27 protein-coding genes and 1 pseudogene are annotated in these 25,509 nt (G+C 59.3%); 13 read left to right on the plus strand and 15 right to left on the minus strand.

All coding sequences use genetic code 11. The features are described from left to right. Positions 1-73: 73 nt before the first annotated feature. Both ACIQJ2_RS25300 and ACIQJ2_RS25305 read right to left on the minus strand, forming a co-directional pair. Entirely contained in the window at positions 74-961 is an 888-nt protein-coding gene (locus ACIQJ2_RS25300; protein WP_400671406.1) for a GyrI-like domain-containing protein, read from the minus strand. Positions 962-1,267: 306 nt separating this feature from the next. Further along, positions 1,268-2,059: a helix-turn-helix domain-containing protein gene (locus tag ACIQJ2_RS25305; RefSeq protein ID WP_400671404.1), complete on the minus strand. Its 792-nt coding sequence runs from the start codon at positions 2,057-2,059 to the stop codon at positions 1,268-1,270. A gap of 168 nt (positions 2,060-2,227) precedes the next feature. Here ACIQJ2_RS25305 and ACIQJ2_RS25310 point away from each other — a divergent pair, with 168 nt between their 5' ends. The 10 genes and pseudogenes from ACIQJ2_RS25310 (at position 2,228) to ACIQJ2_RS25355 (ending at position 9,824) form a co-directional block, all read left to right on the plus strand. Then, positions 2,228-2,608 (plus strand): hypothetical protein, encoded by a 381-nt coding sequence (locus ACIQJ2_RS25310; protein ID WP_400671402.1) that lies wholly within the window; start codon positions 2,228-2,230, stop codon positions 2,606-2,608. Positions 2,609-2,621: 13 nt separating this feature from the next. After that, on the plus strand, positions 2,622-2,939 hold the full coding sequence (locus ACIQJ2_RS25315) for a putative quinol monooxygenase (protein ID WP_400671399.1): 318 nt from the start codon (positions 2,622-2,624) through the stop codon (positions 2,937-2,939). 374 nt (positions 2,940-3,313) lie between these two features. Continuing rightward, positions 3,314-3,721: a hypothetical protein gene (locus ACIQJ2_RS25320; RefSeq protein ID WP_400671396.1), complete on the plus strand. Its 408-nt coding sequence runs from the start codon at positions 3,314-3,316 to the stop codon at positions 3,719-3,721. Positions 3,722-3,810: 89 nt separating this feature from the next. Further along, entirely contained in the window at positions 3,811-4,497 is a 687-nt protein-coding gene (locus tag ACIQJ2_RS25325) for a copper chaperone PCu(A)C (protein WP_400671394.1), read from the plus strand. Beyond that, positions 4,494-5,096, plus strand: a complete 603-nt coding sequence (locus tag ACIQJ2_RS25330) for an SCO family protein (RefSeq protein ID WP_400671391.1) — start codon at positions 4,494-4,496, stop codon at positions 5,094-5,096. The genes ACIQJ2_RS25325 and ACIQJ2_RS25330 overlap by 4 nt, the downstream gene beginning before the upstream one ends. Before the next feature lies 1 nt (position 5,097). Continuing rightward, positions 5,098-5,865, plus strand: coding sequence for a DJ-1/PfpI family protein (locus ACIQJ2_RS25335; RefSeq protein WP_400671388.1), 768 nt, complete (start codon positions 5,098-5,100; stop codon positions 5,863-5,865). Between the two features lie 213 nt (positions 5,866-6,078). Further along, a pseudogene (locus tag ACIQJ2_RS25340) lies at positions 6,079-6,276 on the plus strand (AraC family transcriptional regulator); the annotation flags it as partial. A gap of 288 nt (positions 6,277-6,564) precedes the next feature. Continuing rightward, complete coding sequence (locus tag ACIQJ2_RS25345) at positions 6,565-7,029, plus strand: anthrone oxygenase family protein (RefSeq protein WP_400671385.1); 465 nt, start codon at positions 6,565-6,567, stop codon at positions 7,027-7,029. Between the two features lie 798 nt (positions 7,030-7,827). Beyond that, the gene (locus ACIQJ2_RS25350) at positions 7,828-8,835 is read left to right on the plus strand and encodes a GNAT family N-acetyltransferase (RefSeq protein ID WP_400746621.1); all 1,008 of its coding nucleotides are present in this window, start codon (positions 7,828-7,830) and stop codon (positions 8,833-8,835) included. Then, complete coding sequence (locus ACIQJ2_RS25355) at positions 8,832-9,824, plus strand: Rieske 2Fe-2S domain-containing protein (RefSeq protein WP_400671379.1); 993 nt, start codon at positions 8,832-8,834, stop codon at positions 9,822-9,824. The genes ACIQJ2_RS25350 and ACIQJ2_RS25355 overlap by 4 nt, the downstream gene beginning before the upstream one ends. A 10-nt stretch (positions 9,825-9,834) precedes the next feature. Here ACIQJ2_RS25355 and ACIQJ2_RS25360 read toward each other — a convergent pair whose 3' ends face one another. The 5 genes from ACIQJ2_RS25360 to ACIQJ2_RS25380 are packed head-to-tail and all read right to left on the minus strand — an operon-like array spanning position 9,835 to position 15,089. Beyond that, positions 9,835-10,986 carry a hypothetical protein gene (locus ACIQJ2_RS25360; protein ID WP_400671376.1) on the minus strand — a complete coding sequence of 384 codons (1,152 nt, stop codon included), beginning with the start codon at positions 10,984-10,986 and terminating at the stop codon, positions 9,835-9,837. After that, the gene (locus tag ACIQJ2_RS25365; RefSeq protein WP_400671373.1) at positions 10,983-12,281 is read right to left on the minus strand and encodes a F390 synthetase-related protein; all 1,299 of its coding nucleotides are present in this window, start codon (positions 12,279-12,281) and stop codon (positions 10,983-10,985) included. The genes ACIQJ2_RS25360 and ACIQJ2_RS25365 overlap by 4 nt, the downstream gene beginning before the upstream one ends. After that, on the minus strand, positions 12,278-13,102 hold the full coding sequence (locus ACIQJ2_RS25370; protein WP_400671370.1) for an MBL fold metallo-hydrolase: 825 nt from the start codon (positions 13,100-13,102) through the stop codon (positions 12,278-12,280). Before ACIQJ2_RS25370 ends, ACIQJ2_RS25365 begins: the two co-directional genes overlap by 4 nt. Beyond that, the gene (locus ACIQJ2_RS25375; RefSeq protein WP_400671367.1) at positions 13,099-14,082 is read right to left on the minus strand and encodes an NAD-dependent epimerase/dehydratase family protein; all 984 of its coding nucleotides are present in this window, start codon (positions 14,080-14,082) and stop codon (positions 13,099-13,101) included. The genes ACIQJ2_RS25370 and ACIQJ2_RS25375 overlap by 4 nt, the downstream gene beginning before the upstream one ends. Before the next feature lie 5 nt (positions 14,083-14,087). Next, the gene (locus ACIQJ2_RS25380; RefSeq protein WP_400671364.1) at positions 14,088-15,089 is read right to left on the minus strand and encodes a 3-oxoacyl-ACP synthase III family protein; all 1,002 of its coding nucleotides are present in this window, start codon (positions 15,087-15,089) and stop codon (positions 14,088-14,090) included. A 935-nt stretch (positions 15,090-16,024) separates the two neighbouring features. Between ACIQJ2_RS25380 and ACIQJ2_RS25385 the strand changes: the two genes are divergently transcribed. Then, a complete protein-coding gene (locus tag ACIQJ2_RS25385) occupies positions 16,025-16,492 on the plus strand; it encodes a hypothetical protein (RefSeq protein WP_199144345.1) in 468 nt (155 codons plus the stop codon). Positions 16,493-16,746: 254 nt separating this feature from the next. Here the strand turns inward: ACIQJ2_RS25385 and ACIQJ2_RS25390 are convergent, their stop codons facing one another. Then, positions 16,747-17,451, minus strand: coding sequence for a helix-turn-helix transcriptional regulator (locus ACIQJ2_RS25390; protein WP_400671359.1), 705 nt, complete (start codon positions 17,449-17,451; stop codon positions 16,747-16,749). A 497-nt stretch (positions 17,452-17,948) separates the two neighbouring features. Here ACIQJ2_RS25390 and ACIQJ2_RS25395 point away from each other — a divergent pair, with 497 nt between their 5' ends. Beyond that, positions 17,949-18,317, plus strand: a complete 369-nt coding sequence (locus tag ACIQJ2_RS25395) for a VOC family protein (protein WP_199144349.1) — start codon at positions 17,949-17,951, stop codon at positions 18,315-18,317. 436 nt (positions 18,318-18,753) lie between these two features. On the opposite strand, the gene ACIQJ2_RS25400 is transcribed toward ACIQJ2_RS25395, so the two are convergent. The 6 genes from ACIQJ2_RS25400 to ACIQJ2_RS25425 are packed head-to-tail and all read right to left on the minus strand — an operon-like array spanning position 18,754 to position 23,278. Then, complete coding sequence (locus ACIQJ2_RS25400) at positions 18,754-19,464, minus strand: carboxymuconolactone decarboxylase family protein (protein WP_400671357.1); 711 nt, start codon at positions 19,462-19,464, stop codon at positions 18,754-18,756. A gap of 41 nt (positions 19,465-19,505) precedes the next feature. After that, complete coding sequence (locus ACIQJ2_RS25405) at positions 19,506-20,246, minus strand: SDR family oxidoreductase (protein ID WP_400671354.1); 741 nt, start codon at positions 20,244-20,246, stop codon at positions 19,506-19,508. Then, complete coding sequence (locus tag ACIQJ2_RS25410) at positions 20,243-21,448, minus strand: arabinose transporter (RefSeq protein ID WP_400671351.1); 1,206 nt, start codon at positions 21,446-21,448, stop codon at positions 20,243-20,245. The genes ACIQJ2_RS25405 and ACIQJ2_RS25410 overlap by 4 nt, the downstream gene beginning before the upstream one ends. Positions 21,449-21,474: 26 nt before the next feature. After that, entirely contained in the window at positions 21,475-22,464 is a 990-nt protein-coding gene (locus ACIQJ2_RS25415; protein WP_400671348.1) for an aldo/keto reductase, read from the minus strand. A gap of 10 nt (positions 22,465-22,474) precedes the next feature. Next, entirely contained in the window at positions 22,475-22,846 is a 372-nt protein-coding gene (locus ACIQJ2_RS25420) for a DUF2255 family protein (RefSeq protein WP_400671345.1), read from the minus strand. A gap of 36 nt (positions 22,847-22,882) precedes the next feature. Continuing rightward, a complete protein-coding gene (locus ACIQJ2_RS25425) occupies positions 22,883-23,278 on the minus strand; it encodes a cupin domain-containing protein (protein WP_199144361.1) in 396 nt (131 codons plus the stop codon). 121 nt (positions 23,279-23,399) lie between these two features. Between ACIQJ2_RS25425 and ACIQJ2_RS25430 the strand changes: the two genes are divergently transcribed. Then, complete coding sequence (locus tag ACIQJ2_RS25430; protein ID WP_400671341.1) at positions 23,400-24,302, plus strand: LysR family transcriptional regulator; 903 nt, start codon at positions 23,400-23,402, stop codon at positions 24,300-24,302. Between the two features lie 125 nt (positions 24,303-24,427). Here the strand turns inward: ACIQJ2_RS25430 and ACIQJ2_RS25435 are convergent, their stop codons facing one another. Beyond that, positions 24,428-25,495, minus strand: coding sequence for an ABC transporter ATP-binding protein (locus ACIQJ2_RS25435; RefSeq protein WP_400671338.1), 1,068 nt, complete (start codon positions 25,493-25,495; stop codon positions 24,428-24,430). Positions 25,496-25,509 lie beyond the last annotated feature (14 nt).

Raw genomic sequence — 25,509 nt, forward strand, 5'->3', positions numbered from 1 at the left:
AAATGTCCGAGCTACGTGGTCGGCGGCCCGTCCGCTTTTTACAACTGGGGCGGAGAAGCCGCCAACCAGATCGCTATTTCAGCGGCAGAAATAGCTCTGCGACAACTTCATGTGCGGACGCTTCGGGGACAGGCGATAGCCAACGCTTGCAAAATAGTGGGAAGTCGCGGGCTTCTTCGCCGCTTGCCGGAAGCCATTCGCGATAGAGATAGAGTGCAGCGGGTTCGAGATTGTTGGTATTGCCGGGATAGCGCAGCACCGCGTAGCGTCCACCGGGTATCACGTCGGCCTTTACCCCTTCGTCGTTCGCGGCGATTGCCTGGTCGGTTCCGACACAGAGGTCCATGCTGTAATCGGCCGGGTTCGCGGGCTCTCTTTCTGACCGGAAGATCATGAAACTGGGGCGGCCCGTCTCAGGCGACAAGCCATGCGCCTTTGACCAGGCCAGGAACCGTTCTCTGGTAGCGGGGATCGCAGCACGGTCGCCCCGATGCTCTATCATCGCCACCGGCGTCGGTGGTACATCGCGGATGATTACATCCTCGCAGTCGAAAATTATCTGCATGAGCTTGCTCCTTGCGTTGTCCAAAGGCCCGAAGGCCGAAAGCCACGCCCCCCAATCGGGAGACTTGCGGAACGACGAGGGCGATTGCCCGAACCGTTGCCGAAAGGCGCGGGCGAAGGCATCCGGGGCATCGTAACCGGCGTCCATGGCTATGTCCGTGACGCTTGGCACGTTCTTGGAGGCCAGCTGGTGCGCTGCGCGCTTCAAGCGGACGAGCTGGACATAGCGATGCACGGACAAACCGAGGATCGCCGTAAACTGCCGGTGGAAATGAAATTTCGAAAAGGCTGCGACCCGGCTCACCATTTCAAGATCCAGATTACTGTCAAGATGCCGGTCGATATGGTCCAGCACTCGCTGCATCCGGGCATGATAGTTTTGAAACGCGGTCTTCATCGTCCATTGCTCCGTGGCGACACCATCTAGCCATTGTCGGCCATAGCGTGCTCGACCGATCTTGCGGTTTTGGCTGGGTTATCGGAAGACGCGCAACGACGGCTGATTGGAGATCGCCGACAGCCGCGGAACGATCACAATGAGGTGGGAAACGGACATTGGCAAGCACGCCGAGGGATGTTCGCATTTGTAAGAAATCGGTGCTTCCGTAGCTCCGTTAGGCGGAAATAGGCACAAAAATTCGTGGGTATCTCGAATTTCTGCGGCGATCGCGAAATCGAAACCGAGGTGGGCTTCCCATGAAATTCAAGATCCTGATGCAGCTCTGACAGCCACATCAGTTTCGCGGTCGGCGGGATAGAGCATTTCGAGCGCGATTTCCGAGACCGTCACATCCACAGGTGTGCCGAAGACGGTAACCGTGCTGAAGAATGACAGAGGGCCAAGCCTGGTCTGAATGCGAAGCGGGATCGCGAGCGCGGATGCGAGGTCTGGATGGGCTAGCCTTCTTGATGGCCTTTGCAGTGTCTCGGCCTCTTTCAGCAGGTCGTACAGTCGCGGGTCGGCCGTCAGTTCGACCTCGCGTCGCAATCTTGTCAGAAGATGATCCGCCCAGGCGTCGAGATTGAGGATTCGTGGTGCAAGACCATCGGGACTTAGCGATAGGCGCATAACGTTGACGGGCGGTTCCAGCAGCTTGGCACTTACCCCCTCGTATAATTCCTGAAGGGCGGCATTCGACGCCACCACATTCCACTGCCGATCGATCGCAAATGCGGGAAACGGCTTGTGCGCCTCGATGGTGCGCTCGATGGCGGACAGCAACGGCTGGAACGAAGAATCATGAAGCGGTGTCTCGTGAAAGACAGGAGCGAAGCCTGCCGCGACCAGCCAGACATTTCTCTCGCGCAGAGGAATGTCCAATTCCTCTGCCAGGCGTAGCAGCAGTCCACGGCTTGGCGCGGCGCGACCCAGTTCCACGAAACCCAGGTGGCGCGCAGACACGTTTGCCCGCAATGCCAGATCGAGTTGCGAGAGCCTTCGCCGGTGGCGCCATTCGCTAAGGTGCTTACCGAAGCTCACGGTCGTTTGCAGCATCTCTGTCTGACCTTTCCGTGATCGGGGAAGGAAATCATACCTCCCCAAAACGAGAGAGTGAATAGAGCCCAAATGTCATCGAGAAAACTACCTTTCAGGTAGCTGACTTGATGTTCGACAGTGTCCCATTATCGGCTTGCAACGCAACTTCGCAGAAGGGAAAGCGATATGTCGACCGATCTTGATGAACTGGCGAACCGGTATGTCGCCGTCTGGAATGAGCCGGATCAACTGGAGCGCCGCAACGGTATCGAAACCTTATGGCTACAGGACGGCCTGCATTTCACCCCCACCCGCGAAGTCAAAGGCTATGAGGCGCTGGAAGCCCGGGTTGAGGAGTCGCATAACAAGTTCGTTCGAGACCAGGGATTTGTCTTCCGAGTGTCGGGCGAGCCTCTTGGACATCACGGCGTCGTCAAGTTCTATTGGGTGATGGTCGATCCGACCTCGAATGCTATCAAGGCTATTGGCTCGGACGTCCTGTGCCTGGATGAGAGCGGCCGTATCGCCTCCGACCATCAATTCACCGAGCCGCTCACGCGAGCTTGACAAGGAGCTGCCCATGTCCGTCACCTATGTCATCAGGTTCGATGTCGTCCCTCAGCAACGGTTCCGCTTCCTTTCGCTGCTTGAAGGCGTGCTCGACGCCATGCGATCCGAGCCCATGTTCCATGAAGCCGTCCTTCATGCCGATCCGGCGTCCGATTGCCGGTTCATGCTCTACGAGACATGGGAAGATCACGAGGACGTGCTGAACGCGCAAATAAAGCGGCCCTACAGGCAGGCCTGGCATGAAGCACTACCCGAATTGCTCGAGAGAGACCGCGATATTACGATCTGGAAGCCTCTTCGCTCGGATCGCGCGTGGCGGCGATCATGACCTTCTGATGCTGATATTGCTGCTCGCATAGTCTTGCAAGGCGTGCAGTGCACCTGCGCTGCTCATGAAAATCCGATGGGCCGCGGGTTTGCTCCCTTCATGAGCAATAGGCTCTTGAAGGCGACGGACGCTTTCACACTTGCTGTGAAATGGCAAATGGGGCGAACGTCTTATGGAGTTGGAGAACTGCCCCAACGGCAATCTTCGTGCTGTGTCAGCGGGGTGATCAATCACCGTCGAACCGCGACTAAAGTCATACGGACAGTTTGTCGAATAGCGAGCCTGGCGCCCCTTGCCTGACGCGGTTTGTCGCATTGAGAGCAACGGCAAATGTCGATATGGGATCAATATTGCCTCTTTGGCTGGGGAATTGATTGCAACAGCTGACAAAGCAGATCGAACAGTGGGTAGTGCGTACTCTATGTGCGCTCTCCTTGCTTTTGGTTGGGTTCGCGCATCAGGTTCCTGCTTTGCCAGCCAAACAGCTTTCGCCGGCAGAACTTGCACAATATATTCTTCCCGACGGCACGCTCCCGACGCTCTGCGTCACCGTCATCGACGGTGCGGGACAGGAGCACGGCAAGGTCGGCCATCTTACTGGCTGCGAAGCGTGCCGCATCAGCGCGTCTGTCGTGCTTCCGGTGCCTGCCGATGTCGTCGGCGCACCAATCGGCTTTGCGTTCACGGTGGAGCTACCCCGCCGTGCCGAAGCCATTCATCGCCAGCTTTATCCACCCAACACCGGCCCCAGAGCACCGCCCGCAGATCCGATCCTTAGCTGAGCCGGCGTTGCGGCGGGCGTCGCAGCGCGCGTTTACAATTTTGGCCTGGCTGCCTTCACGCAGTCGGCCGCGGATTCGGATCAATTATCATGTCGACCAATACGACTGCCTATTCGGCAGTGCGGGCGCTAGCTCGCATCTCGCTCTATCCCGCCTCCTCGCGCGGGGCTTCCTTCCTTGCGGCGAAGGACAAGACCAGAAGTGCAGTGGTTTCTTTTCTCGTTGCCCTACTGTTTGCAGCAACTGCGGGAGCTGAGAACAAAGCCCCCGGCAGCATTCGGATCGATCATGCAGCCTCCCATGCCATGGTTCCTGGTGCCAAGGTCGGCGACGGCTATCTGACGATCACCAATACGGGCACCGAGCCCGACCGGCTGGTTGGCGCAAGCTCTGCGCGTGCGAAGACCGTGCAACTGCACCAGATGAGCATGGATAACGGCGTCATGACCATGCGCGAGCTGAAGGGTGGCCTTGTCATTCCCGCCGGTCAAACCGTAACGCTGGAGCCGAACTACCACCTGATGTTCCAGGACATCGCGAAACCCTTCAAGCAGGGTGAGACGATCAAAGCGGTAGTGAGTTTCGAAAAGGCGGGAGAGGTCGACGTCAATTTTGCCGTCGGCAAGATTGCTGGACCGCTGGATGATGTCGGTGGTGTGGCGGGCAAGATGGACCATGGCACCATGAATCATGGGGCCATGAGCATGCCTGACATGGACATGACCAACGAGGCCGGTGGCAAGGCGCATGGCGACCATCAGGGGCACGCACAATGAAGCCGAAAGCCCTTGCAATCGTGGCTGCGTCCGCTGCCACGGTGTTCGTTGGAGCGCTCCTAGCTCTGATGTTTTCCATCTATATCGAAACCCCGAGAGCCGTTCCATTCGATGCGGACTTCTCATTGATCGACGATCAGGGGCGACCGGTCGATCAGTCGATTTTCAAAGGACATCCAGCACTTGTTTACTTCGGATACACGCATTGCCCGGAGGCGTGCCCGACCACGCTCTATGAGGTTGCCGACTGGATGAATACCCTTGGAGAGCAGGGCAAGCCCCTTAGGGCCTATTTTTTCTCGATTGATCCGGAGCGCGATACTCAAGAGGTCATGCATGAATACGTCAATGCCTTCAGCAACCGTATCACCGGCATCACCGGTAAGCCGGAAGAGATGAAGAAAGTCGCTGATGGCTGGATCATCCATGCAGAAAAGCTTCCAAGCGAAAACAACGACTATCACATGAGCCATACGGTCTCCCTGTTGCTGATCGGTGCCGATGGGAGACTGAAGGGCCTGATCCCATACGGCATGGATCGTGGACAGGCGCTGGACAAGATCCGTGATGTCCTGTTGACACATTCAAATGGAGCGTAGGATGAACCGCAGAGACTTCAACTCGCTCGTTGCGATGACATCCCTTGGACTGGTCGCCCGATCGGCGGGTGCCGCCGGCGACGCGGAAAAGCGCCTCACCGTCATCGCACTCATCCATCCCGGAATGATCCTGCTCGATCTGGTTGGACCATTGACATGTTTCAATATGATGATGGCCGACGTTCACCTTGTCTGGAAGACAATGGATCCGGTAAGGACTGATGCCGGTGTCACCGTTGCGCCAACAACGACCTTTGCCGAATGCCCGGCAGAGGCCGATGTACTGTTTGTGCCGGGCGGTCTTAGCGGCACGACCACGATGATGGAAGATGATGATGTGGTCGACTTCCTGCGTTCTCGCGGCACCCGTTCCCGTTACGTGACGAGCGTGTGCACGGGGTCACTCCTGCTTGGCGCGGCCGGACTGCTGAAAGGTAAGCGCGCTACCTCGCACTGGTACACGCGCGATCTCCTGCCGTTGTTCGGTGCAACACCGACCAAGGAGCGCGTCGTGGCGGATGGCAACGTGATCACTGGCGGCGGCGTCACGGCGGGGATTGATTTTGGCCTGGCACTTGTAGCCCGGCTTCGTGGCGAGGACACGGCCAAGTTCATCCAGTTGCTGCTGGAATACGACCCGCAACCACCCTTCAAGGCGGGTTCACCGGAAGAGGCGGGGCGCGTGCTTGCCGCTGCCGTATTGACCCGCCGCGCCCCGGCGCTCGAGGCCGCGAAGGCCACGGCCGAACGGGTAGCTGTCAAGATCTGACAGCGTGTACGGAAGTGAAGCCAATCTGCGCATGTCTATGACAGGCGCTGCCGATCAGTCGGGCGGTGGCAGGTTGGCTTCATCATGTGCGCTTTAGGTGCGGGACGTGTCGAAATCGCTGGGCTTATCGCCTGCATCGTCGGTATGATTCCCCGGAGGGTAGGCACGATGCACGATCTCGATTGGACGCAGCTTGCCATACTCGAAGCCATCATGACACTTAAGAGCCACGAAGAAGGGACTTCAGCCCCCTTTCGAACCTCACCTATCGGGCTGGAATCACACATTGCCGGAAGAACGCTCGTTAGCGGGGGCAGCGCCGCCTGGACGGACATGTTCGTGCAGCTGCTTTCACGCCTGAAGGCACAGCAGCCCTTTCCTGTTCCGGCAATGGCCGAACCCCTATTTGTCTGAGTGATGTCCGCGCTGGCATGCCGAGGGAGAAGAGCCTTTCAAGGTGATGGACCTATATCTCTGCGGACCCAACTTGCGTGAGGGCAAGCCTCGGAAAGCAGAATGAAAGCAGATCCCGAAACCGTTCGAAGTCATCCAGAGGGTTCGACGCCCTTCCGGCGAAGGTGTATGCTGCCAGCCGCAAGCGGGTCCCGCATGTTTGAGATCGCGGCTTGACAAGTTCGCAGGGTGACGCAGATGAGGCCAAGGAGGCAGGTGCCGGCTCTCGATTGGGAAAACACAAGAATGCGACACGCCTACGAAATATGCGACTTTCTGGCGCTGTCGAGCGCCCTCATGCTCGCCGGATTGATGACGATGCTCGCAACTGTCATGAGCAAAATCTGGCGCGAGCAAAATGATGCCGCCGCCGCCGCCAGTTTCAAGCACTTCCTTAAATATGCTGCGACCAATCGAATCCTATCGACAATGTCAATCACTCCGGTCATCGCTGCACTCGTCATGGCGTTCGTGACGAAACCGGCGGGCGCGCGGGTCGAATACGCCTACATTGCTGGCTGCATATTCCTCGTTGGTTTCTTTTTATGGACGGCGTTCTTCAATCTGCCGATTTACAAGGCGGTGGATGCTTGGACCCTGGCGGAGGTCCCATCTGATACGCGCCTGCAGATTGGCCGGTTCCATTGCTCGAACGCGGTGCGCTTGGTCGCAGCGCTTGTAACCGCTCTGCTGTTCTTCCGCGCAATTTAACGGGCTTTTCTATTCGCCGTTTTGAAGTTAAGCGCCTTGGGATTTCAGCCCCTCGATTATCTTACACCTCCGTCCGAAGTGCGCGCGGCGCCTTGCACACTTTGTCATATCAAAACACCACCGCTCAGCGCCGGAGGGGGCTCACCATGAAGGCATTGGACATTTGCGCTTGTCTTCCTTGCCGCCTCTCGTTGACTTCCCTTGCAATAGGAACATAAAGGGAACAATAAGGAGCCACCAGCCATGATTCGATTTGCACCGCAGCCAGTTCCCACAAGCGTCGCTCAGAGCAATAAAACTACGGCCCATATTGCCGCCCCATTGAAGGGGACATTAGACGTTCCAATCGGCATGTCCGCAAAGCCGACAGATCCGACCGAGAGTTCTGTAGAAAACGGGATGTTGCTTGCTGGGCTTCCAGAGCTCGCCGCTAAACCCACGAAGGCCCGCTCGCCCAGGAAACCGAAGGCTAAGCTTGGGGTGAGTGCCGTACAGCTCGACCTTGATGCTTAGATCACTTTGACAAAGTAGATTCCCAAATCGCTGGCGCCACGGCTCAAGGCTAGTTTTCCTCCGCCAGGCAATGTTCTATATGGGTGAGAGGTACGATCTACGCAAAGAGGTCGATGAGGCGCGCCGGAAACACAAGGCAGCACTATAATGTCTTGCCCGTCTGTGTTCATGGAGTTTGGTGAGGCGGCGATTTTAACGGGCGCGACAATTATCCAGACTGAAGAGATGGAGCGAGCATTCGCGGCCCATCCCGCGGCGGCGTTGATTGGCAACCTTGATACGATCGTGACAACACTCCAGGTCGGCCCTGCGCTTTTGCCGGTGACGATCAACGATCGGCGCCTGTCGCCAACTTGCTATCTTTGCTGCCCGAGCGTGGCCTATATTGATTATGCCCGCGAGGAGCTGCGCAATCTGGCTGAAAGTCCGGCGACAAAGCAGATAATGGACGGTTTGCTGCGGCTTGCGGCACCCCTGATGCGAGCGACAGGGTTCGACCATCAGGTCCAGCCCAATAATTGGCTAATGGCGACCAATATTGGCTGCGCAACCGGCATTGCCGAGATACGCGAGGTGACGCGGCGTCTGCTTGCAGTTCACCCCGACAAGGCAATCATCTGGCGATCGCTGAATGACGTAAGCGATCGCCAGATGATTGCCACTTTTCGCGATTGCGACTACGGGCTCTATCCCGCCCGGCAAGTCTACCTGTTCGACTGCCGGCAAGAACCGGTGAAGATCCATCGGGACGAAAAGCGTGATCTGTCGCTCTTGGCGCAGTCCGATTTCAGCCTCGTTGGACCCCGCGAGATCAGAGTCACGGATTTCCAGCGCATCGAGACCCTCTACGCCAAACTTTATCTTCTGAAGTACACGCACTTGAATCCGCAGTACTCGGCCCTGTGGCTGCAACATATGCACGAGGCTGGCATTCTGCACTTTTACGGCCTTCGCAATCGCGAGGGACAACTGGATGGCATTGTCGGATTTTTCGACCGGGATGACGTCATGTCGGCGCCGGTGGTCGGCTATGACACGACGATCAATCCACAGGCGGGACTTTATCGTCGTCTGATGGCGATCGGGCTTAAGCGCGCAAGGGACCGTCGGCTTCTGTTCAACATGAGCGCTGGGGCCGCAGCCTTCAAGAGAAACCGTGGCGGTGTCGCCGCGATCGAATATAGTGCAGTGTACAACCGGCATCTGCCATGGATGAACCGCGCAGCTGCCGCCGTCGTGCGGATGATATTGCAGAAAATAGGCATTCCCATCATGAGGAACTACAGGCTTTGAGCGATCGCAAAATCGAGGGCTGGGTCGCAATTGCCAGGTCGAAGGCCATCCGGGCGAGACCCTTGCGGGTCTTGGTCGCAGGAAGGGCGTTCGTATTGTTTCGTGCGGATGGCAGGCTTCATTGTCTTGCCGACATCTGCCCGCATCGTTCCGCACCACTGTCTGGCGGTCGTATCGTAAATGGTGCGATCGAATGCCCCTATCATGGCTGGCAATTCGATGGAGCGGGTCTGTGCAAGGCAATGCCAGGCCTGACCGGACCAATACCTCGGACGCTCGTGCCGTCTTACGCCGTTTGCGAGAAGGACGGACTGGTCTTCTTTTCGGCGCAAGCCGTCAACTCGGATCCCTACACAACTGCGCTTGCCGCCGGCGATACGGTTTCAATGACGGTCGAAAGTCGGGTGACGTCGTCGCTGGCCGAGGTTGCGGAAAACATTCTCGACGCAACACACACGCATTTCACGCATAAGGGAATTCTGCGGGGCCTGAGTGCCAAACGCTATAAGGTAACGGTGACCGTGACCGGCGGTGATGGCTGGGTGGAGGCGCGCTATGTCGGCGAATCAAAACAGGAGGGACTTGTTAGCCGGCTTCTCGAAGGTGAGCGCTCGATCAGAATCGGGCGGTTTCGCTATCCCGGCATCGCGGAACTGGAATTCTGGGGCGCAAAGTCGATCAATCTGGCGACTACCTTCCATTTGCGTCAGGAGACCGAAGATACGGTGCATGGCTTCGGTATCCTTTCGGGTCCGCGCCAACGAAATCTCGGCTATTTGAAAGCGCTGTTGTTCAAACCATTCTTCCGTATTGCCCTGCGCCAGGACCAACATATTCTGAATGCGGCTGAGAAAAACCGCAGGCTTTTTGGTGGCCGCCGGCAGATGCTTGGGCCGCTCGATATCATGCGTCCGCATATCGATGCCATTCTCGCCGGTCAGAAACCCGAAGTGGCCGAAAAGCCGGTCGTGCTGGTCATGGAACTCTAACGCGTCCAGTCTACCCGCCGAGCGGTTCTCCGTTCCACTCGATGTCCGCTGTCGCAGCGGCTTTCAGTCCGATGCGCTTTACGGCCGCGATGCAGAATATTTCGGCGAGGGCCCGTAATTGTGCTGGCAGCATGGGGCGGTCGCCGGGCCAAGCGGCGATATCGCCCATGGTGCGAAAATCGTTGAACCATTGTCTAAGCGCGCGCTTGCGGATTGCCGTTGGCATGCCGTAGCAAAGCATGGCAAGTGGCAGGGTCATCGGCCCGGCGAGCGAGGCTTTTGCCGTGCCGCCGGAAATAAGGGCAGTGGCCAGACCATCCGCGCCACCGAAATAATGCAACCCGCTCGTCGCGCGCGGATTGCATTCGATAACCGATAGCCGGCCTTGCGCGTCGTGACGAAAATCGAAGGAAATCTGTCCGGTCCACGCCTTGGCGGCAACGAAGCCGGCCACGAATTGGCGGATCTTGTCATGGTCGACGGGTTCAAATGCAAGGCTTGCGCCTTTGCCTGCTCGGTAGAGTGGCCGGTAAGCCTGCAAAGCTTGAACATTGCCGTCCCGGGCCAACGCCCAGCAACATAATTCCTCGCCGGGCAGGAATGCTTGTGCCACCCACGGGTCGGTCGGGGAGGGCCGAATTCGATCGAGATCCGAGGGGCTGGGCTTGATCAGGACCCGCTCGGCAAATCGCGACCAGACGGGTTTGAAGACAAGGTTTTCGCTTGTTGCACGGCAGGCCTCAAGGTCGTTCACGCTGGAAAGGAGGGTCGTGGCCGGTGGATCGGCGCCGAAGCTTCTGGCCATCATGGCGAAGCGGAATTTGTCGTGCACCTGCGCGAGAAGTGCAAAGGGGGGCGCGACAAGCGGGACTTTCGCTCCGATGTGGTCGCGCGCTGCGGCTAGAAAGAAGATCTCCTCGCAGGTGGGCAGGACAAGGTCGCAACCAAACCCGCGAACCACGCTCTCGACTGCCCGGGCATAGGGAAGGAGGGCGCCGCGAGGTTGCGGCAATTGAACATAGGCGGCCTTGAACCGTGTTGCCCGCGCCATTGCAAAGCGGTGGCTATCGGCAAGGATGACGCGATGGCCCGCCATATGCAGCAGTCGGGCCCAATGCAGGGCAACGGGCGCGCGCGCACCGGTAATCAGAACGGTCTTCATGTGCTGCTCCCGGCTCGATACCAGCGCCGTTCAACCCGGCGAAGCTTGGTGGTCGGCAGTGATAGGGCTTGTCGCGAAAGCGAGATGCGGGGGTGGGTGTCGATGCTCTGGAGCAGCTGTCTCAGCGCCGTTTCGGCAGCGTCTGCAGCAGACGAAGAAATCGTATCGGGCAGCAGCAAGCTCAGATCGTTATGATCGATTTGGATCAGGCGAAAATCAGTGATGCTTCGATCTGAATCGAGAATTGCGTTGCGCAGCACATCCGGCGTGATCGGGACGATCCCGGTCCCCGACGCCCGCGGAAGCTCGAAAACATCGTCGCTGCGGCCAATCACCTCCGCGACGGCCCGAAGCGGCGAGCCGCAGGGACAGCGATCAGTCTTCATGCGCAACAGGTCGTTCATCCGATACCGCGCGATGATCTGCGTCTGGCGGGTAAAGTCGGAAATAACCGGAGACACTAGGTCGGTATCCTGCACAGGCTGCAGCTCGAAATGCACGACATCCTCGGCCAGATGCAAGGTCCCATGGGCACAACTGGTGGCCAGCAGACCCTCGGTTGCCATGTAGATCTCGCCGAGCCGCATCTTGTAGCGCTTCTCGATGATGTCGCGATCGACGGGGTCAAGAACTTCGGCCGCGCTGAACAGCCGTTTTGGCGCAAGCGAGTGATCATGTTCGGCCAACCAGCGAAGGACCTTCGGTGGCGCAATGATCGTATCGGGCGCAAAGTCGACGATCTCCGGTGCGATTGCGGCGACACCGCGATGCAGATCGAAGAATTCGAGATGAAGGCGTCTCGTGCGATTGGCGGAATCATATAATGTCGTATGCAGCGGCAAGATCAGCGCGATCCGCGCCTTCTGAAATGGGAAGGCGGGCAATAGCTTGCCGAGCATCACGCCCAGCCATTCGTATCGCTCGGCGTCGGTGATAACGAATAGTCCACGATTGCCGCTGGTGCCGGTACTGGCACCAACGACATATCCCTTGCGTTGCCGGCCGCTTTCAAACATTTGCCACGCTTCGGCGCTGGATAATCCTGCGGTGTTAAACTGCTCGAAAGCAGCCATCACCAGCGCCTTGTCGACGATGGGCAGGCTACTGAGCTTGGCGGCATTGTGACGACGATAGAAATCCGTTGAGCCCACCGCGCCGCGCAGCCAGCGAGAGATCCGTCGCTGCTGCCATGCCTCGACGTCCAGCCGTGTTTTCAGGCGCCGTGCAAGCAAGCGCGTACGTGCAAATGCGCAGATCAATCGGAAGATGGGCGCATGCCGAAGGACACGCCTCATTGTGCGGACTCAGCGCAAGCAGTGTGATCGTATGGGTCGTGACAAAGCACAACCCTGCCGCCGTGCCTGGCGAATTGCCTGACCTTCTTCAGGGAAGCCGCTGCAGCATTTCGATCGCTGTAGATCAATCCCGCTGGTCCCGATGGTGCGCGGTCTTCAATGATTGCCTGCAGCACCCATTGTGTATCTGTTGCATAAAGCAGCGGTCGTGACGCGTTCGGCCAAAGCAGCCCGAAATGGCCGAGCGCATGGCCGGGCAGCGGCACGGCAAGGCACGAGCCATCCGCAAAGAGATCGTAGCCGCTGCCCAGATCATAGGGGAGTGTGACGGATGGCCGGGCGTCGATCGAGATGAGCCGCTCGCGGAAATCAGCCGGTAGCAGCTCCGAAAAAAAGCCGTTGTGCAATTTTTGACGCAAGGTCATGCCGGCGAGCGCCTCATAGGCTGCGCCACTTGCCAGAAACCGCGCTTTCGGAAAGTCGGCCAGAGCGGCAATGTGATCGGCGTGGAAATGGGTGACGATAATATGGCTGACATCCGTCGGCGCTAATCCGTAGCGCCTTAAGTTTGCGACGGGCGATGTTGCCTCGATCAGGCGCGGTCCAAGGATGGCGCTGTAGAGTTTCAAGCTGAGTGAGCGCTCTCTGCCCTCGGTGATACGGCTCGTGTATCCCGTGTCGATCAGGACCGGTCCGAACTGCCGGTGCTGCCATAGGCCATAGCGCACCGGTATGTCGACGAATGACCATCGGCCGCCTCGCAGAACGAGGCGCTCGGGCGCCCGCACGACAGCGCTGCTGAAGAACAGGGGATCGCTCACGGCGTGAAGTCTCCAGGGAAAGTTCGATGCAGGCCCTCCTCGAAGCGGACTTGTGGCGCAAAGCCGATTTCCTGCCTTGCGGCGGAGATGTCCAGCGTCTGAGTGAAGGCGAGAGTGCCGAGTGCATAGGCTGTCATGACCGGCTCGCGCGCGTCGGGCCGCAGCCGCGCCACCAGTTCGGCCAGGCGGGCGGCGCTCAAGGCCAAAGACCAGGGAATGGAACGCCATCGCACCTCAATGCCGGCTTTCTTTGCCGCACTTTCGATAATGAGGCGCAACGGCAGCGCTTCATCGCCGGCAATATTGTAGGTGCGACCCGCTATGTTTCTGGGCGCGTCCATCGCGCAGACGATCCCTCGCACGACATCATCGACATAGGTGAGATTGGTCGCGGCCCGACCGCCGCGCAGGAGAGGAAGCGGGCCGTTCCGGGCTGCTCTGATGAGCCGCGGCAACAACGCCACGTCACCGTAACCGTAAATGGCCCGGGGTCGCAAGATGATCGGCGCAAGATCGGAGGCGGCGAGCACGTCGCGTTCGGCGATCTGCTTGCTTTGCGCATAGGCGTTGATGGGTTTTGGAAGCGGGACGTCTTCGCGCAAATCCTTCTGATCTAGAAAACGGAAGGTCACGCTGGGTGAAGAAATGAAGACGAAGCGCTCCGCCCCTGCCGCTCTGGCCATCGTCAGCGCATGTCTGGTGCCCACAACGTTCGCCTGCAGGAAGGCGGCCCTCGATCCCCAGGCAGAAGAAAGCCCGGCAGCATGTACGAAGACATCGGCGCGGCCGAGCCTCTTCAACATGGACTGAGCTGGCGGTACGCTGATATCGACGCTGACAAATCGCGTTCCGCAAGTCTCCAGATAGCCGCCCTTGTCGGCATCCCGGCCAAGACCGATCACCTCATGGCCATTCCCCTGCAGATAGGCGCAGAGCCTGCTTCCCAGAAATCCCGTTGCGCCGCTGACGATCACCCGCATGAAAATCAGACGATCATGGCAAGGCCGCCGAATGACAATCCGGCCGATGTGCCCAACATGAGCATTCTCATGCCATCCGCCAGCTGCCCCGACGAGCGGGCGAAGTGAAGGGCGGTTGGAATGGACGCAGCAATCTGATTGCCATGATCATGCATGATGTTGACGATGCTCTGCGAACCGAACCCACACCGCTGAGCCAGATGCGACAGAGCAATCGGACTTGCCTGATGCGGGACGACGAGATCGACATCTTCGCGCCGCCACCCGGCCGTATCGAGTAGCCTTTCAAGGAACTGCCCGAAAAAGGAAACCGTATGGCGGAAGAGCGCGCGCCCGTCCATTTCGAAGACCGCGTGGCGGGCAAACATCGCAGGATCCCTATGAAAATCATAGCGCGTGCCGCCGGCACCCAGTGCGCAATCTTCGTAGCCGGAAGGATAGGTTTCCATGCGGGCAGCAACAACGCCCGCCGTTCCGTCTCCCGGGGTGAGCAGCGCGGCTGCGGCGCCATCGCCAAATAGGGAGGCAACCAGAGGATCCGTCTCCCATGGTAGCCCACGGGAGGCAATTTCCGAGGAGACGACCAGACAGCAGCTGTAGCTGCCGCCGGCGAGGAATGAGGCGGCGATGTCGCTTGCGGTCAGAAAGCTGAGGCAGGTCGAGTTGACGTCGAAGGCGGCACATCGACCATCGGGAATGCCAAGCCGCCGCTGCAGAAGTGGTGCGGTTGCGGGAATGGATTGGTATGGAACGGCCGCCGCGAAGATCAGCAGGTCGACATCGGTTGCAACATATCCGGCAGCGGCGAGCGCCCGGCAGGCTGCCAGCTCGGCGAGATCTATCTGGTCTTCGGTCTCGCAAACATAACGTGACGCGATACCGGTATGCCGCTCGGTCCAGCCTTGCGGGCGCCCAAGGCGGGTATCGATGTCTGTCGACAGCAATCTCGCCTTTGGCAAGGCATGCCCGGAGCCAAGGATCTTCATTCCTCGAAATTTGGAGGGCATCCACTTCCTCGGTGTCAGCAATCAGATTTTGTTGCTGTATCATATCTGCGCCTGCAAGAATGCCCAATATTCGAGTTTTCCAAGGGATGCTGGGGAGCATAGGCTGGGGAGAAATCCCTGCATGCGGTTTCCGGCCAGGCGCGGTGAGGACCTCATCAAGCATGTCAATGACCTGATGATTGGCTTCGATCCGCTCGACCACGGCCGGTGAAGTGGCGGGCCGTCCGCTGGAGGCCAATCAGTGGGAGCCTGTAGCGGCAGGTCTGAGACAAGCGTCGCCTGGCTCTGACGCTGTTAATGGAACCATGCCCTTGGTGTTTTCAGGTGGGATCGGATCGGTGATGCGGAAGACAACGCGGGCATTACGCCCGAATCTTAGGCCACGGAGGAGTTTTTCCGGGTCCGATGGGTTGTCCAGCCCACATCGCGACGTTGCGAGATGTGGGCAGCCGGCGGATTGCTTGCGAGTCCATCTCGAAGATGCACTATGCCGAGAGGCGCTGAAGCTATTGAAAAAGTTTGGCTTTAGGAGCTAACAGGGTCACAATCGGCGCCGGTGATGGGCCTACAGATGACATCCGTTTGCTGTTGATTTCAAATCGTTGTCGGGCCCTTTTAAAAGGGCTGGTGCTCCGCGCCTGTTTACAGGCCATGGAGGCTCCGGCTCGTCGTTCCCTGGAGACGCGTTCGACCATCAAAAATAACAGGTCAGCCCAGAAATGAACCGCGAAAATATCCGTACTTTCTGTTTAAGGAGCGGAGTGAAATCATTTTGCCGGGGTTGCAAGTGGAAACGACAATCCGGGCGACAACTCCTGAAGGTTTTGGCGAGGCTTTCGTTTCGCCGAACGCAGATTCTCGACCCCATCCAAACCGGGATGGGAGGTCTTGTAACCAAGCACTCAATCCCTTTAAGCGCTCATGAAGGAAATGCCGTGAACAGACTTCACCTGACAACCATGACCCTCGCCGCCATGCTTCTGACCACTGCGTCCGTCGATGCCGCCGATTTCTCCATCACGCCGCTGAAAGATGGCGACAGCTTCACCGGTTGCCTCGCTCAGAACAGCGCGACAGGCGTCGGCCTTCTCGCCGTTGGCGACAAGGTCGTCCTGTTTGCCAATTCTTCGAAGTTCACTTTCGCCAAGGGTGATCAGGTGACCGGTTCCTGGTCGATCGATGGCGGCTCCGCCACGAATTTCTCCTCGACTGCTGACACGGCAGCGACGGCGACGATCGACGTCCCGAACACGACCGAGGCCGTTACGGCGCTGACCAGCGGCAAGTCGCTGAGCCTGACCGCCAACAGCACCACTGTCGATTTCAGCCTCGAGGGCGGCGAGAAGGCCTTCATGGGTCTGTCCGAATGCATGACCACCCAAGCGGCGCCGGCCGCTAACTAAGCCGCACCAATTTGCGAGTAAAATGGCGGGTACCATGGTACCCGCCAAATTTGTGGTCAGCCCGAGCTCCGTGTTTCGCTCGTCGAGTTGCTGCACGCATTGCGTTGGATCGATCCTGATCATAGCTGACCGGCAAACAGAGCGTCCATCAAACCAGGGCCTGGATGCTCAAACACACACGACCTGCGATGGTGGAAGCTGACTGCTTCCTTCGGCTGCAGGTGAGGCATAGAAACGCATTCAATAAGCCTATTCTACTGCGTATCGGGCATATAGGGTCGGTCCGTTTGCGTCTTTCGCCACTCTCGAAGCAATTCCGAACGACGCCTCGGGTAACGTTCTTCCAGATTAATCAAACTCCTAATCCGGTCTGCTCGAAAATGCCGAAAGCTCGCCCTCTTCTCGCACCAACCGACCAAGATCCGCCCGCTTTGGAAATAACCAAGCGCGAAGGGCCAAACAGTCCTTTCGGATTGATTTCCTGCCCCATCAACATAAACTATTTTGAGCTTTTGCTGATGGCGTATTGCGGTTCGAACGAGGCCGAGATCTGAGGTCTCGACGTCACGGATCAGCCTTGGCCCGACAAGAAGGGCCGTATCTTCAAGCCCTTCCCTCAAGGCTTTCGGCAACACAGCCGAGATTTTCGCGAGCGCATCCGATGCAGCTCTGGTGACAGGCTCGTCGGCAAGCTTGGCGACCCAACGAAAGCCAAGCACCAGGGCTTCCAGCTCCGCTTGAGAAAACATCAGCGGCGGCAGCATAAAGCCCGGTTTGAGAATATAGCCCATGCTCGGCTCGCCCTCTATGTCCGCGCCTTGCGCTTGAAGCGTCTTGATATCTCGATAAAGCGTACGAATGCTGATTCCGAGTTCCTCGGCCAGCCGTGCCCCACTCACCGGCCGATTGTATCGCCGCAACTCCTGCAGAAGAGCCAGTAACCGTTCGGATCGGACCATGCGTCACGCCGCCAAACTATGGCTGTCATCTCGGGTCCAAGCATCCCGCCGAAAACGGTCGAAATCCCTATGCACGGCTTGAAGGATCATACCGACACCCATGCGCGCGATCCTCCTAAGAGCAAGAGTTGACGATTCATCATATTTCCTTTCAAGGTCGGCAAGCGACACGCATCGGGCCTCCCTGTTCACAAGATCTCAGTAAGTCATCACCCTGCCAAAATATGACAGTATATCCTGTGCCGATCACAGTCTGCTCCGAGCCGTCCGCCTCGCTCCACCGTGCGATAGTGTTCTGACCCCGCCGGCATGGGGGCGGATGGGACAAAGCGTCCGTCCTTCGGATCACTCGTCACGTCCAACGCTTCTGTGGACTGACAGATTTCTGTCCTTTCGAGAAAGCCGCAAAGATTTCCGGATGGAAAGGCACCGACACTGTCAAATCCTGGTAGTCACATTGCGTATGGTCGTCTTGCAACCGAAACAGGACGATCCTGATGACAACCCCAAATCTCATGCTCTTGTATGTTGAAGATCCCACACGCAGCAGCCAATTCTATGAAAAGCTGCTCGGGAAAGCGCCTTTGGCATCATTCCCAACTTACGCGGCCTTCGAATTCGCCAATGGCCTCAACCTCGGCCTCTGGTCTGTCAACGCCACGGCCTTCGTGTCCTCGGGAACGGGCCATCGCTCGGAACTGGCGTTCATCGTAGCGGATGATGCGGCGGTGGACCGCCTTTATGAAACATGGCGCAACGCCGGCATTTCGATCGAGCAAGAACCGAGCGTCGCGAATTTCGGGCGCACCTTTGTCGCTCTCGATCCGGACGGGCACCGTCTTCGTGTCTGTACTCCCGACAAATAGCCTCCGGCCGACTTAGTAGACACGGAGGGTACAGTCACTCTAAAGGCCGAGGCGCCAGGGCAGCAGCGCAGCTCCTCGGCGCTTCAAATTCTGGGTCGCGGTTGAGCGGAACGATGTGTCCCATGCCTGGGGAGTTGGCATTGATCATCGGGATATTCGGAAGTTCAGTGTTTTTCCTTCCGAAAATCTACTCATTTGAAAAGTACCCCATTCGATATATCGACGGTACCGCTCCAGCGCCTGCCCGATGTAGGCAAGGAAGATGTTACCGCTCATGGCGCCATCTTAGGCAAACAGAGCGGTCACTCCCGCAGGGCTCAATGCTCCGGCAAAGGCCATTGTTTTCCAATGGCCCTGCGTCGCCTCCGGGGCGGCCGACCCTTCCGATCGGGATCATCGTCTCCATTCAGCGCATCGCCATTCGGGGGGCAGCCGACTACTGGCCACGGCTTTTGAACACGTCACCGACGACGGGGACGGCGGAGAAGGCGTTCGGCCAGCCGGCATAGAAGGCCACCTGCGCGATGACTTCACCGGCCTGTTCCTGCGTCAGGCCGTTGTCCATCGCCTTGTTGAGGTGGAAAGTGATCTGGGCCGTGTGTCCTGCAGCCATCAGGCTGCTGACCGTCACCAGGCTCCTGTCGCGGGGTGTGAGGTCGGGGCGCAGCCAAAGTTTCAGGAACAGGACGTCCGCCGTGAACTGCACGAGGCCAGGCGAGATCGGTCCGGTGTTCTTTTCCACATTCGCCGCACGCATCTTCTCGGCGGCTTCATTAAGCGGAAGGAGCGCCGGATTGACAGGCGGCAAATCGCTCTTGCCGATGCCGCGCTCGCTGAAGACGACTTTGGCGATGGCGATCGTGGCGCTCGCATTGCCAAGCCCGGCATAGAAGGCGAGATGCGTGACGATTTCCGAGATCTCCGCCGGCTTCACCCCGCTGTCGAGCGCCAGGCGGAGATAGAAGGGCAGGTCGAGCATCTGGTTGCGGGTTATCAGCACCGACAATGTCACGATGCTGCGGTCGCGCGGCGACAGCTGCGGCCGCTTCCAAAGACCATCGAGAACGTCGTCCTGCATATAGTCTCGCAGCGCCGGCGCTACCGAGAGGACATCGTCGGAGACAAGTGTGGGTTCATTGATAGGCATGATCGGTTCCTTCATGGTCTGCGCGGCCCCGCCGTCCCGTTTCAATAGGTTTGCGCGGTCGGCCGGTAGAGGATCTCGTTGATGTCGACCTCATCGGGCTGGCCGATGGCAAAGGCCACGCAGCGGGCGAAGGAGTCGGGGGAAATCGCGACCTGGTCGTAGAGCTCTCGCACGCGGCCAGCGACCTCGGCATCGGTGATCGTGTCGGGGAGTTCGGTTGCCACCGCGCCCGGCGAAATGATGGTCGTGCGGATGTTGTAGGGCTTCACCTCCTGGCGCAGCCCTTCTGAGATCACCCGCACGGCGTGTTTGGTGGCGGAATAGATTGCGCCTCCGGGGCCGACCTTGTGGCCCGCGACCGAGGACACATTGATGATGTGTCCGCTCTTCTGCGCCTTCATATAGGGCAGCGCGGCGGCGATGCCGTAGAGTACGCCCTTGATGTTCACGTCGATCATCCGATCCCACTCGTCGACCTTCAGGTTTTCGAGGAGCGATTGCGGCATTAGGCCAGCATTGTTGATGAGCACGTCGATACGGCCGTGAAGCGCGAAGGCGCGGTCTACCAGCTGCTTGACCTGGTCACGATCGACGACGTCGGTCTTCAGCACGGCACGGTCGCCGAGAGAAAGCTCCCTCGCCAATGTTTCGAGACGATCGATGCGACGCGCGCCGAGAACCAGCTTCGCGCCGTCGTTGGCAAGGCGGCGGGCGGCAGCTTCGCCCAGCCCGCTGCTGGCGCCGGTGATAACGACGACCTTGTGGTTGATGTTCTCGGTCATGATGGGATCCTTCCCTGTTCCGGTTGATGGTGAGAACGCAGCCGCAACGCGATCGGCACGGCGCAGAGCGCAAGCAGCGCGTTGATGAGGAAGATCGATCCGAGCCCCGCCAGATTGGCGACGAGGCCGAGCAGCGGCGCGAGGATGCCGAGCGACAGATCGATGAAGGCGCTGTAGATGCCCATGGCCAGTCCCCGGGACTCCGACGGCGCCCGGGCGATCGCCTCCATGCCGAAGCCTGGATAGACAAGGGCGTAACCGAAGCCGGCTATCGACGCGCCGACGAAAGCGAGCCAGGCGAAGGGCGACAGCCAGATCAGCCCCATGCCGAGGCTATGGATGACGACGAAGATCATCGCGGTTCTGGCGCCGCCGAGGCGATCGGGCAGCGGTCCGAAGAAGAAGCGCGCAACCATGAGCGCCACGGCAAAAGCCGTGAAGGACAGCCATGCGGGTTGCCAGCCACGCTGGACGAAGAGCAGCACCGCGAAGGCGGTCATGGTGCCATAACCAAGGCCGGCAAAGGCCATGCCCATACCGGGAAGCCAGACCGCCCTCAGAACGCGCGCAACGGCTTTTTCGCTTTTTGGCGAAGGTTTCACGGCGGCAATGGTGGCGACCAGCGCAACCGTTGCCACCGCACCGGCGACGGTAGCCAATCCGATCGCGGCAAAACCCCAGTTGGCATGGAGGAAACTTCCAAGCGGGGCGCCTGCGGCCAGGGCCACGAACATCGCCGTGCCGATCCAGGCGATCATCTTTCCGGCGTTGCCGGGACCGGCAAGCGCCAGGCACCAGCTCTGCGCGCCGGTCATGATGAAGCTTTCCGCTCCGCCAAGGAACACGCGGCCCACCAGCAGGATCGTGACCGAGAGGACCGGGTTGCCGGGGAAGAACAGGGACAGCAGATAGAACAGCCCGGCGAGCGCCGCCATGACCAGCCCCGCCGTGACCGCCTGCTTCGGGCCGCGCCGGTCCGCGACCGTGCCCGACCAGAAGCGGGACATCAGGGACGCGGCGAACTGCGCGCCGGAGACAAGGCCGATCATGAAAGGGCCGAAACCGAGATGGTCATGGATGTAAAGTGGCAGCGCCGGCAGCGCGGCGCCGGTCACCAGGAAAACCGTGAAGACCGAGGCCATCAAGTACGGCAGCGACCTGTCGGCCGGAGAGGTCGACCGTCGGGGCATCGTCATGGACATATGTTTTTCCTCAGGCTCCCTGCCCGTCACAGTCCGGAGCGTTGCAGGATCGCGTCGGGATATCGTGCGCCTTCGATTCTGATCGCCGCTGCCCCGGTTTCGATCTGCCTGAGGTCATCGTCCGCCAGAGTGAGGGACAGGGCGCCGAGATTTTCTTCAAGGCGCGCAAGCTTTCGTGTTCCGAATAACGGCACGATCCACGGCTTCTTTGCCAGCAGCCAGGCGAGCGCGACCTGGGCTGGCGTTGCGGCATGCCGCTCGCCGATGGCACGGATCAGGTCGACCAGCGCCTGGTTGGCCGCGCGGGCTTCGGACGTGAAGCGCGGAATCTGGCCGCGAAAGTCATTCTCCGAGAAGGTGGTGCGTGCATCGATCTTGCCGGTCAGAAAACCCTTGCCGAGCGGGCTGAACGGAACCAGGCCAATGCCAAGTTCTTCGAGTGTCGGTATGATCTCGGCTTCTGGTTCGCGGGTCCATAGTGAGTACTCGCTCTGCAACGCGGCGACCGGCTGGACCGAATGGGCGCGGCGGATCGATTGTGCGCCGGCTTCCGACAGCCCGAAATACCGCACCTTGCCCTCGGCGATCAGACCCTTCACGACACCCGCGACATCCTCCATCGGCACATCGGGATCGACCCGATGCTGGTAGAGGAGATCGATATAGTCGGTGCGCAGACGCTTGAGGCTGCCCTCGACCGCGCTGCGGATCTGGGCCGGCCGGCTGTTGACCCCACCACGATGCTCGCCGGTCGTCTGGTCGATGTCCCAGCCGAATTTTGTGGCGATCTTGACCTTGTCGCGCATTCCGGCAAAGGCTTCGCCGAGCATCTCTTCGTTAGTCCAGGGGCCATAGACTTCAGCGGTATCGAAGAAGTCCATGCCGAGATCGACAGCCTGGCGCAGCAAGTCGATCATTTCCGGCCGGTCCGGAATGGCGCGGGCCTTGCCATAGCCCATGGCGCCGAGGGAAAGAGCCGAGACTTCGAGCCCCTGGCCAAGTTTACGCTTCTGCATGTCGATATCCTCAATCCTTCGGTGTGATCCTGATGGTGGCGGAGCGGGCGCGCTCACCGATCATCGGCGCGAGATATGGGCTCTTGGCGTATTTTTGGCGGTAAGCCTCATCGATGCGTTCGTCGATCGCGCCGGTGGCCGGCTCGAAGCGAACCTCCTTCGTCATTCCGGCCGAAGTGATGCGGCCCGCCTTCTGGCGGATTGCGGCCTGATACCAGCGCGACTTCTGCCCGTTGTATCCACGGACATAGAGCTCGCTGTCGACGACCACCGACCAGATCCAGGTCGGCGTGCCATAGGTCTGGCCGTCCTCGCGGAATGGCGCAACATAAAGGTCGTCGCTGTTGGCGATCACTCGCAATTCCTGTTGCTGCCACGACATGGACAACCTCCTTTCGGGTTTAGGTCGATCGATATCTCAGCCGAGGTATTGCGTGTCTGAAACCTTCTCGAGCCAGTCCACGGCCTTGCCGTCCTGCACCTCGTTGACGGCGATGTGAGTCATCGCGGTTTCGGGTGAAGCGCCGTGCCAGTGCTTCTCGCCCGCCGGAAGCCAGATCACGTCTCCGGGCCGGATCTCCTCGACCGGACCACCCCAACGCTGCACACGGCCGAAGCCGGATGTGACGATGAGGGTCTGGCCGAGCGGATGCGTATGCCAGGCGGTGCGGGCGCCCGGCTCGAAGGTGACCTGCGCGCCCTGAACGCGCTCGGGTGCAAACGGATTGAGGAGCGGGTCGACGCGAACTGTGCCTGTGAACCAGTCGGTCGGGCCTTTCGCCGAAGGCCGCGAGCCTGCGCGAATGATGTCCATCGGATGTCTCCATTTCTGTGTCGCGGCGTTCTGCCGGGCGATTTCGAAATGCAATGTAGTCCAGGTGGGATCATCGAATTAGATGGTATAATGTTCATGTGGTTTTGAGTGGAATTCACAAATGGCACGAGAACGCATCAACGACATGATCGCCTTCCTGGCGGTTGCACGGGAACGCAGCTTCACGCGGGCAGGCGCGCAACTCGGCGTATCGGCCTCGGCCCTCAGTCACACCATCAAAGGGCTCGAAGCGCAGTTGGGCGTCAGGCTACTGGCGCGCACGACGCGCAATGTCGCGCCGACAGAAGCGGGCGAGCGCCTGCTGAAGGCGATCGGACCGCATTTCGACCAGATCGAGGCAGAGATCGAAGCGCTCGGAGAACTGCGAGACAAGCCGGCCGGCACGGTGCGTATCACCTGCAACGACTATGTGATCGATACCATCTTCCGGCCGCGGCTTGCGTCCTTCCTGCGCGACTATCCCGATATTCACGTCGAGCTCGCGATTGACTACGGCTTTACCGATATCATCGAGCAGAGGTTCGATGCCGGGGTCAGGCTTGGCGAGGCCGTCAGCAAGGATATGATCGCGGTGCGGATCGGGCCGGACTGGCGTTTTGCTGTGGTCGGCTCACCCTCCTATTTCGAGCGGCGATCACCGCCCGAGACACCGCAGGACCTCACCAACCACAATTGCATCAATCTACGTCTGAACAGCGCCGGCGGGCTCTATGCCTGGGAATTCGAAAAAGACGGCCGTGAACTGCGCGTGCGGGTCGAAGGTCAGCTTGCCTTCAACAGCGCCGTATCCGTTCTCAATGCAGCGATTGACGGCCTCGGCGTTGGCTATGTGCCTGAAGACCTCGCCAGACCGCACATTGCCGAAGGGCGGCTGATCGATGTGCTGGCGGACTGGTGTCCCGATGTTCAGGGCTATCATCTCTACTATCCGAGCCGCCGGCAGCTCTCGCCTGCGTTTGCCCTGCTGGTCGATACGTTGCGCTACCGCCCGAATTTAGGGTGAGCATTTTTCATGAGCTGCTGTGCCTTGTTCGATTACCCGCCAAGCGTGGTTGCCGTCGAGAATATGACACCCCTCAACGGTAGGGGATTTTTTCAAGAACCCCTTTGAAGCAAGTCACTCGAACCTCACGACAATCGTTGCTGACTTGCTTTGTCGAAGAAGTGCAGGCTCGGAGTTTTGAACGAAATTTGTATTTTCTGTCCGGGCATGAGCTCGGCTCGTTCCCGCATGACCCAGGTGAGCTCCTTGCCTTCCAGATCAAGTGCGACATGGGTTTCCGAGCCCGTAGGCTCAATGACGTTGACGGTTGCGGTCACCCCGCCTTCGGAGGCAAAGGCGATATCTTCCGGGCGTATGCCCAAGACCACGCTCCGCCCATCCGACTGGCCCGGAGCCTTGGAGAGCTCGATGCGAGTTCCGGTTGACAACACAAGGGCGGGCGAAGTGCCGCCAGTGATTTTGCCTTCGAGGAAGTTCATGGCCGGTGAGCCGAGGAAGCCCGCAACGAAGACGTTTCTCGGCCGGTCGTATAACTCGAGAGGCGAGCCCACCTGTTCCACTTTTCCACCCTGAAGGACGACGATCTTGTCGGCCATGGTCATGGCCTCGATCTGGTCGTGGGTCACATAGACGATCGTCGTCTTCAATCGCTGGTGCAGCGCCTTGATTTCGGCGCGCATCTTGACGCGCAGTTTGGCGTCAAGATTGGAGAGGGGTTCGTCAAACAAGAAAACCTTTGGATCCCGCACGATGGCGCGGCCCATGGCGACGCGCTGGCGTTGACCCCCGGAAAGCTGGGCGGGCTTGCGATCCAAGAGCGGCTGTAGTCCCAGTATCTTCGCGGCGTCGCCGACTTTCTGGTCTATCTCGGCTCGCTTTGCGCCAGCGAGCTGAAGTGCAAAGCCCATGTTCTGCGCCACCGTCATCTGCGGATAGAGCGCATAGTTCTGGAACACCATGGCGATGTCGCGATCCTTCGGCGGCAGGTCATTGACGACCCGCCCACCGATCGAGATTTCACCGCCGGTGATATCCTCAAGTCCGGCAATCATACGCAACAGCGTTGACTTTCCGCAGCCCGAAGGGCCGACGAGAATGACGAATTCGCCGTCCGAGATCTCCACATCGACGCCGTGGATGATGTTTACCGCGCCGTAGGACTTCCTGACGTTATTGATGGTCAACCCGGACATGACATTCTTCCCTT

This window comes from Rhizobium sp. NPDC092011, assembly GCF_044756305.1.
Lineage (GTDB): Bacteria > Pseudomonadota > Alphaproteobacteria > Rhizobiales > Rhizobiaceae > Rhizobium.

What these genes read in the sequence shown, in the direction of transcription:
- ACIQJ2_RS25300 (WP_400671406.1), bottom strand. Translation starts at nt 961, where the DNA reads ATGAAGACCGCGTTTCAAAACTATCATGCCCGGATGCAGCGAGTGCTG.
- ACIQJ2_RS25305 (WP_400671404.1), bottom strand. Translation starts at nt 2,059, where the DNA reads ATGCTGCAAACGACCGTGAGCTTCGGTAAGCACCTTAGCGAATGGCGC.
- ACIQJ2_RS25310 (WP_400671402.1), top strand. Translation starts at nt 2,228, where the DNA reads ATGTCGACCGATCTTGATGAACTGGCGAACCGGTATGTCGCCGTCTGG.
- ACIQJ2_RS25315 (WP_400671399.1), top strand. Translation starts at nt 2,622, where the DNA reads ATGTCCGTCACCTATGTCATCAGGTTCGATGTCGTCCCTCAGCAACGG.
- ACIQJ2_RS25325 (WP_400671394.1), top strand. Translation starts at nt 3,811, where the DNA reads ATGTCGACCAATACGACTGCCTATTCGGCAGTGCGGGCGCTAGCTCGC.
- ACIQJ2_RS25330 (WP_400671391.1), top strand. Translation starts at nt 4,494, where the DNA reads ATGAAGCCGAAAGCCCTTGCAATCGTGGCTGCGTCCGCTGCCACGGTG.
- ACIQJ2_RS25335 (WP_400671388.1), top strand. Translation starts at nt 5,098, where the DNA reads ATGAACCGCAGAGACTTCAACTCGCTCGTTGCGATGACATCCCTTGGA.
- ACIQJ2_RS25345 (WP_400671385.1), top strand. Translation starts at nt 6,565, where the DNA reads ATGCGACACGCCTACGAAATATGCGACTTTCTGGCGCTGTCGAGCGCC.
- ACIQJ2_RS25360 (WP_400671376.1), bottom strand. Translation starts at nt 10,986, where the DNA reads ATGAAGACCGTTCTGATTACCGGTGCGCGCGCGCCCGTTGCCCTGCAT.
- ACIQJ2_RS25365 (WP_400671373.1), bottom strand. Translation starts at nt 12,281, where the DNA reads ATGAGGCGTGTCCTTCGGCATGCGCCCATCTTCCGATTGATCTGCGCA.
- ACIQJ2_RS25375 (WP_400671367.1), bottom strand. Translation starts at nt 14,082, where the DNA reads ATGCGGGTGATCGTCAGCGGCGCAACGGGATTTCTGGGAAGCAGGCTC.
- ACIQJ2_RS25380 (WP_400671364.1), bottom strand. Translation starts at nt 15,089, where the DNA reads ATGCCCTCCAAATTTCGAGGAATGAAGATCCTTGGCTCCGGGCATGCC.
- ACIQJ2_RS25390 (WP_400671359.1), bottom strand. Translation starts at nt 17,451, where the DNA reads ATGGTCCGATCCGAACGGTTACTGGCTCTTCTGCAGGAGTTGCGGCGA.
- ACIQJ2_RS25395 (WP_199144349.1), top strand. Translation starts at nt 17,949, where the DNA reads ATGACAACCCCAAATCTCATGCTCTTGTATGTTGAAGATCCCACACGC.
- ACIQJ2_RS25400 (WP_400671357.1), bottom strand. Translation starts at nt 19,464, where the DNA reads ATGCCTATCAATGAACCCACACTTGTCTCCGACGATGTCCTCTCGGTA.
- ACIQJ2_RS25405 (WP_400671354.1), bottom strand. Translation starts at nt 20,246, where the DNA reads ATGACCGAGAACATCAACCACAAGGTCGTCGTTATCACCGGCGCCAGC.
- ACIQJ2_RS25410 (WP_400671351.1), bottom strand. Translation starts at nt 21,448, where the DNA reads ATGTCCATGACGATGCCCCGACGGTCGACCTCTCCGGCCGACAGGTCG.
- ACIQJ2_RS25415 (WP_400671348.1), bottom strand. Translation starts at nt 22,464, where the DNA reads ATGCAGAAGCGTAAACTTGGCCAGGGGCTCGAAGTCTCGGCTCTTTCC.
- ACIQJ2_RS25420 (WP_400671345.1), bottom strand. Translation starts at nt 22,846, where the DNA reads ATGTCGTGGCAGCAACAGGAATTGCGAGTGATCGCCAACAGCGACGAC.
- ACIQJ2_RS25425 (WP_199144361.1), bottom strand. Translation starts at nt 23,278, where the DNA reads ATGGACATCATTCGCGCAGGCTCGCGGCCTTCGGCGAAAGGCCCGACC.
- ACIQJ2_RS25430 (WP_400671341.1), top strand. Translation starts at nt 23,400, where the DNA reads ATGGCACGAGAACGCATCAACGACATGATCGCCTTCCTGGCGGTTGCA.
- ACIQJ2_RS25435 (WP_400671338.1), bottom strand. Translation starts at nt 25,495, where the DNA reads ATGTCCGGGTTGACCATCAATAACGTCAGGAAGTCCTACGGCGCGGTA.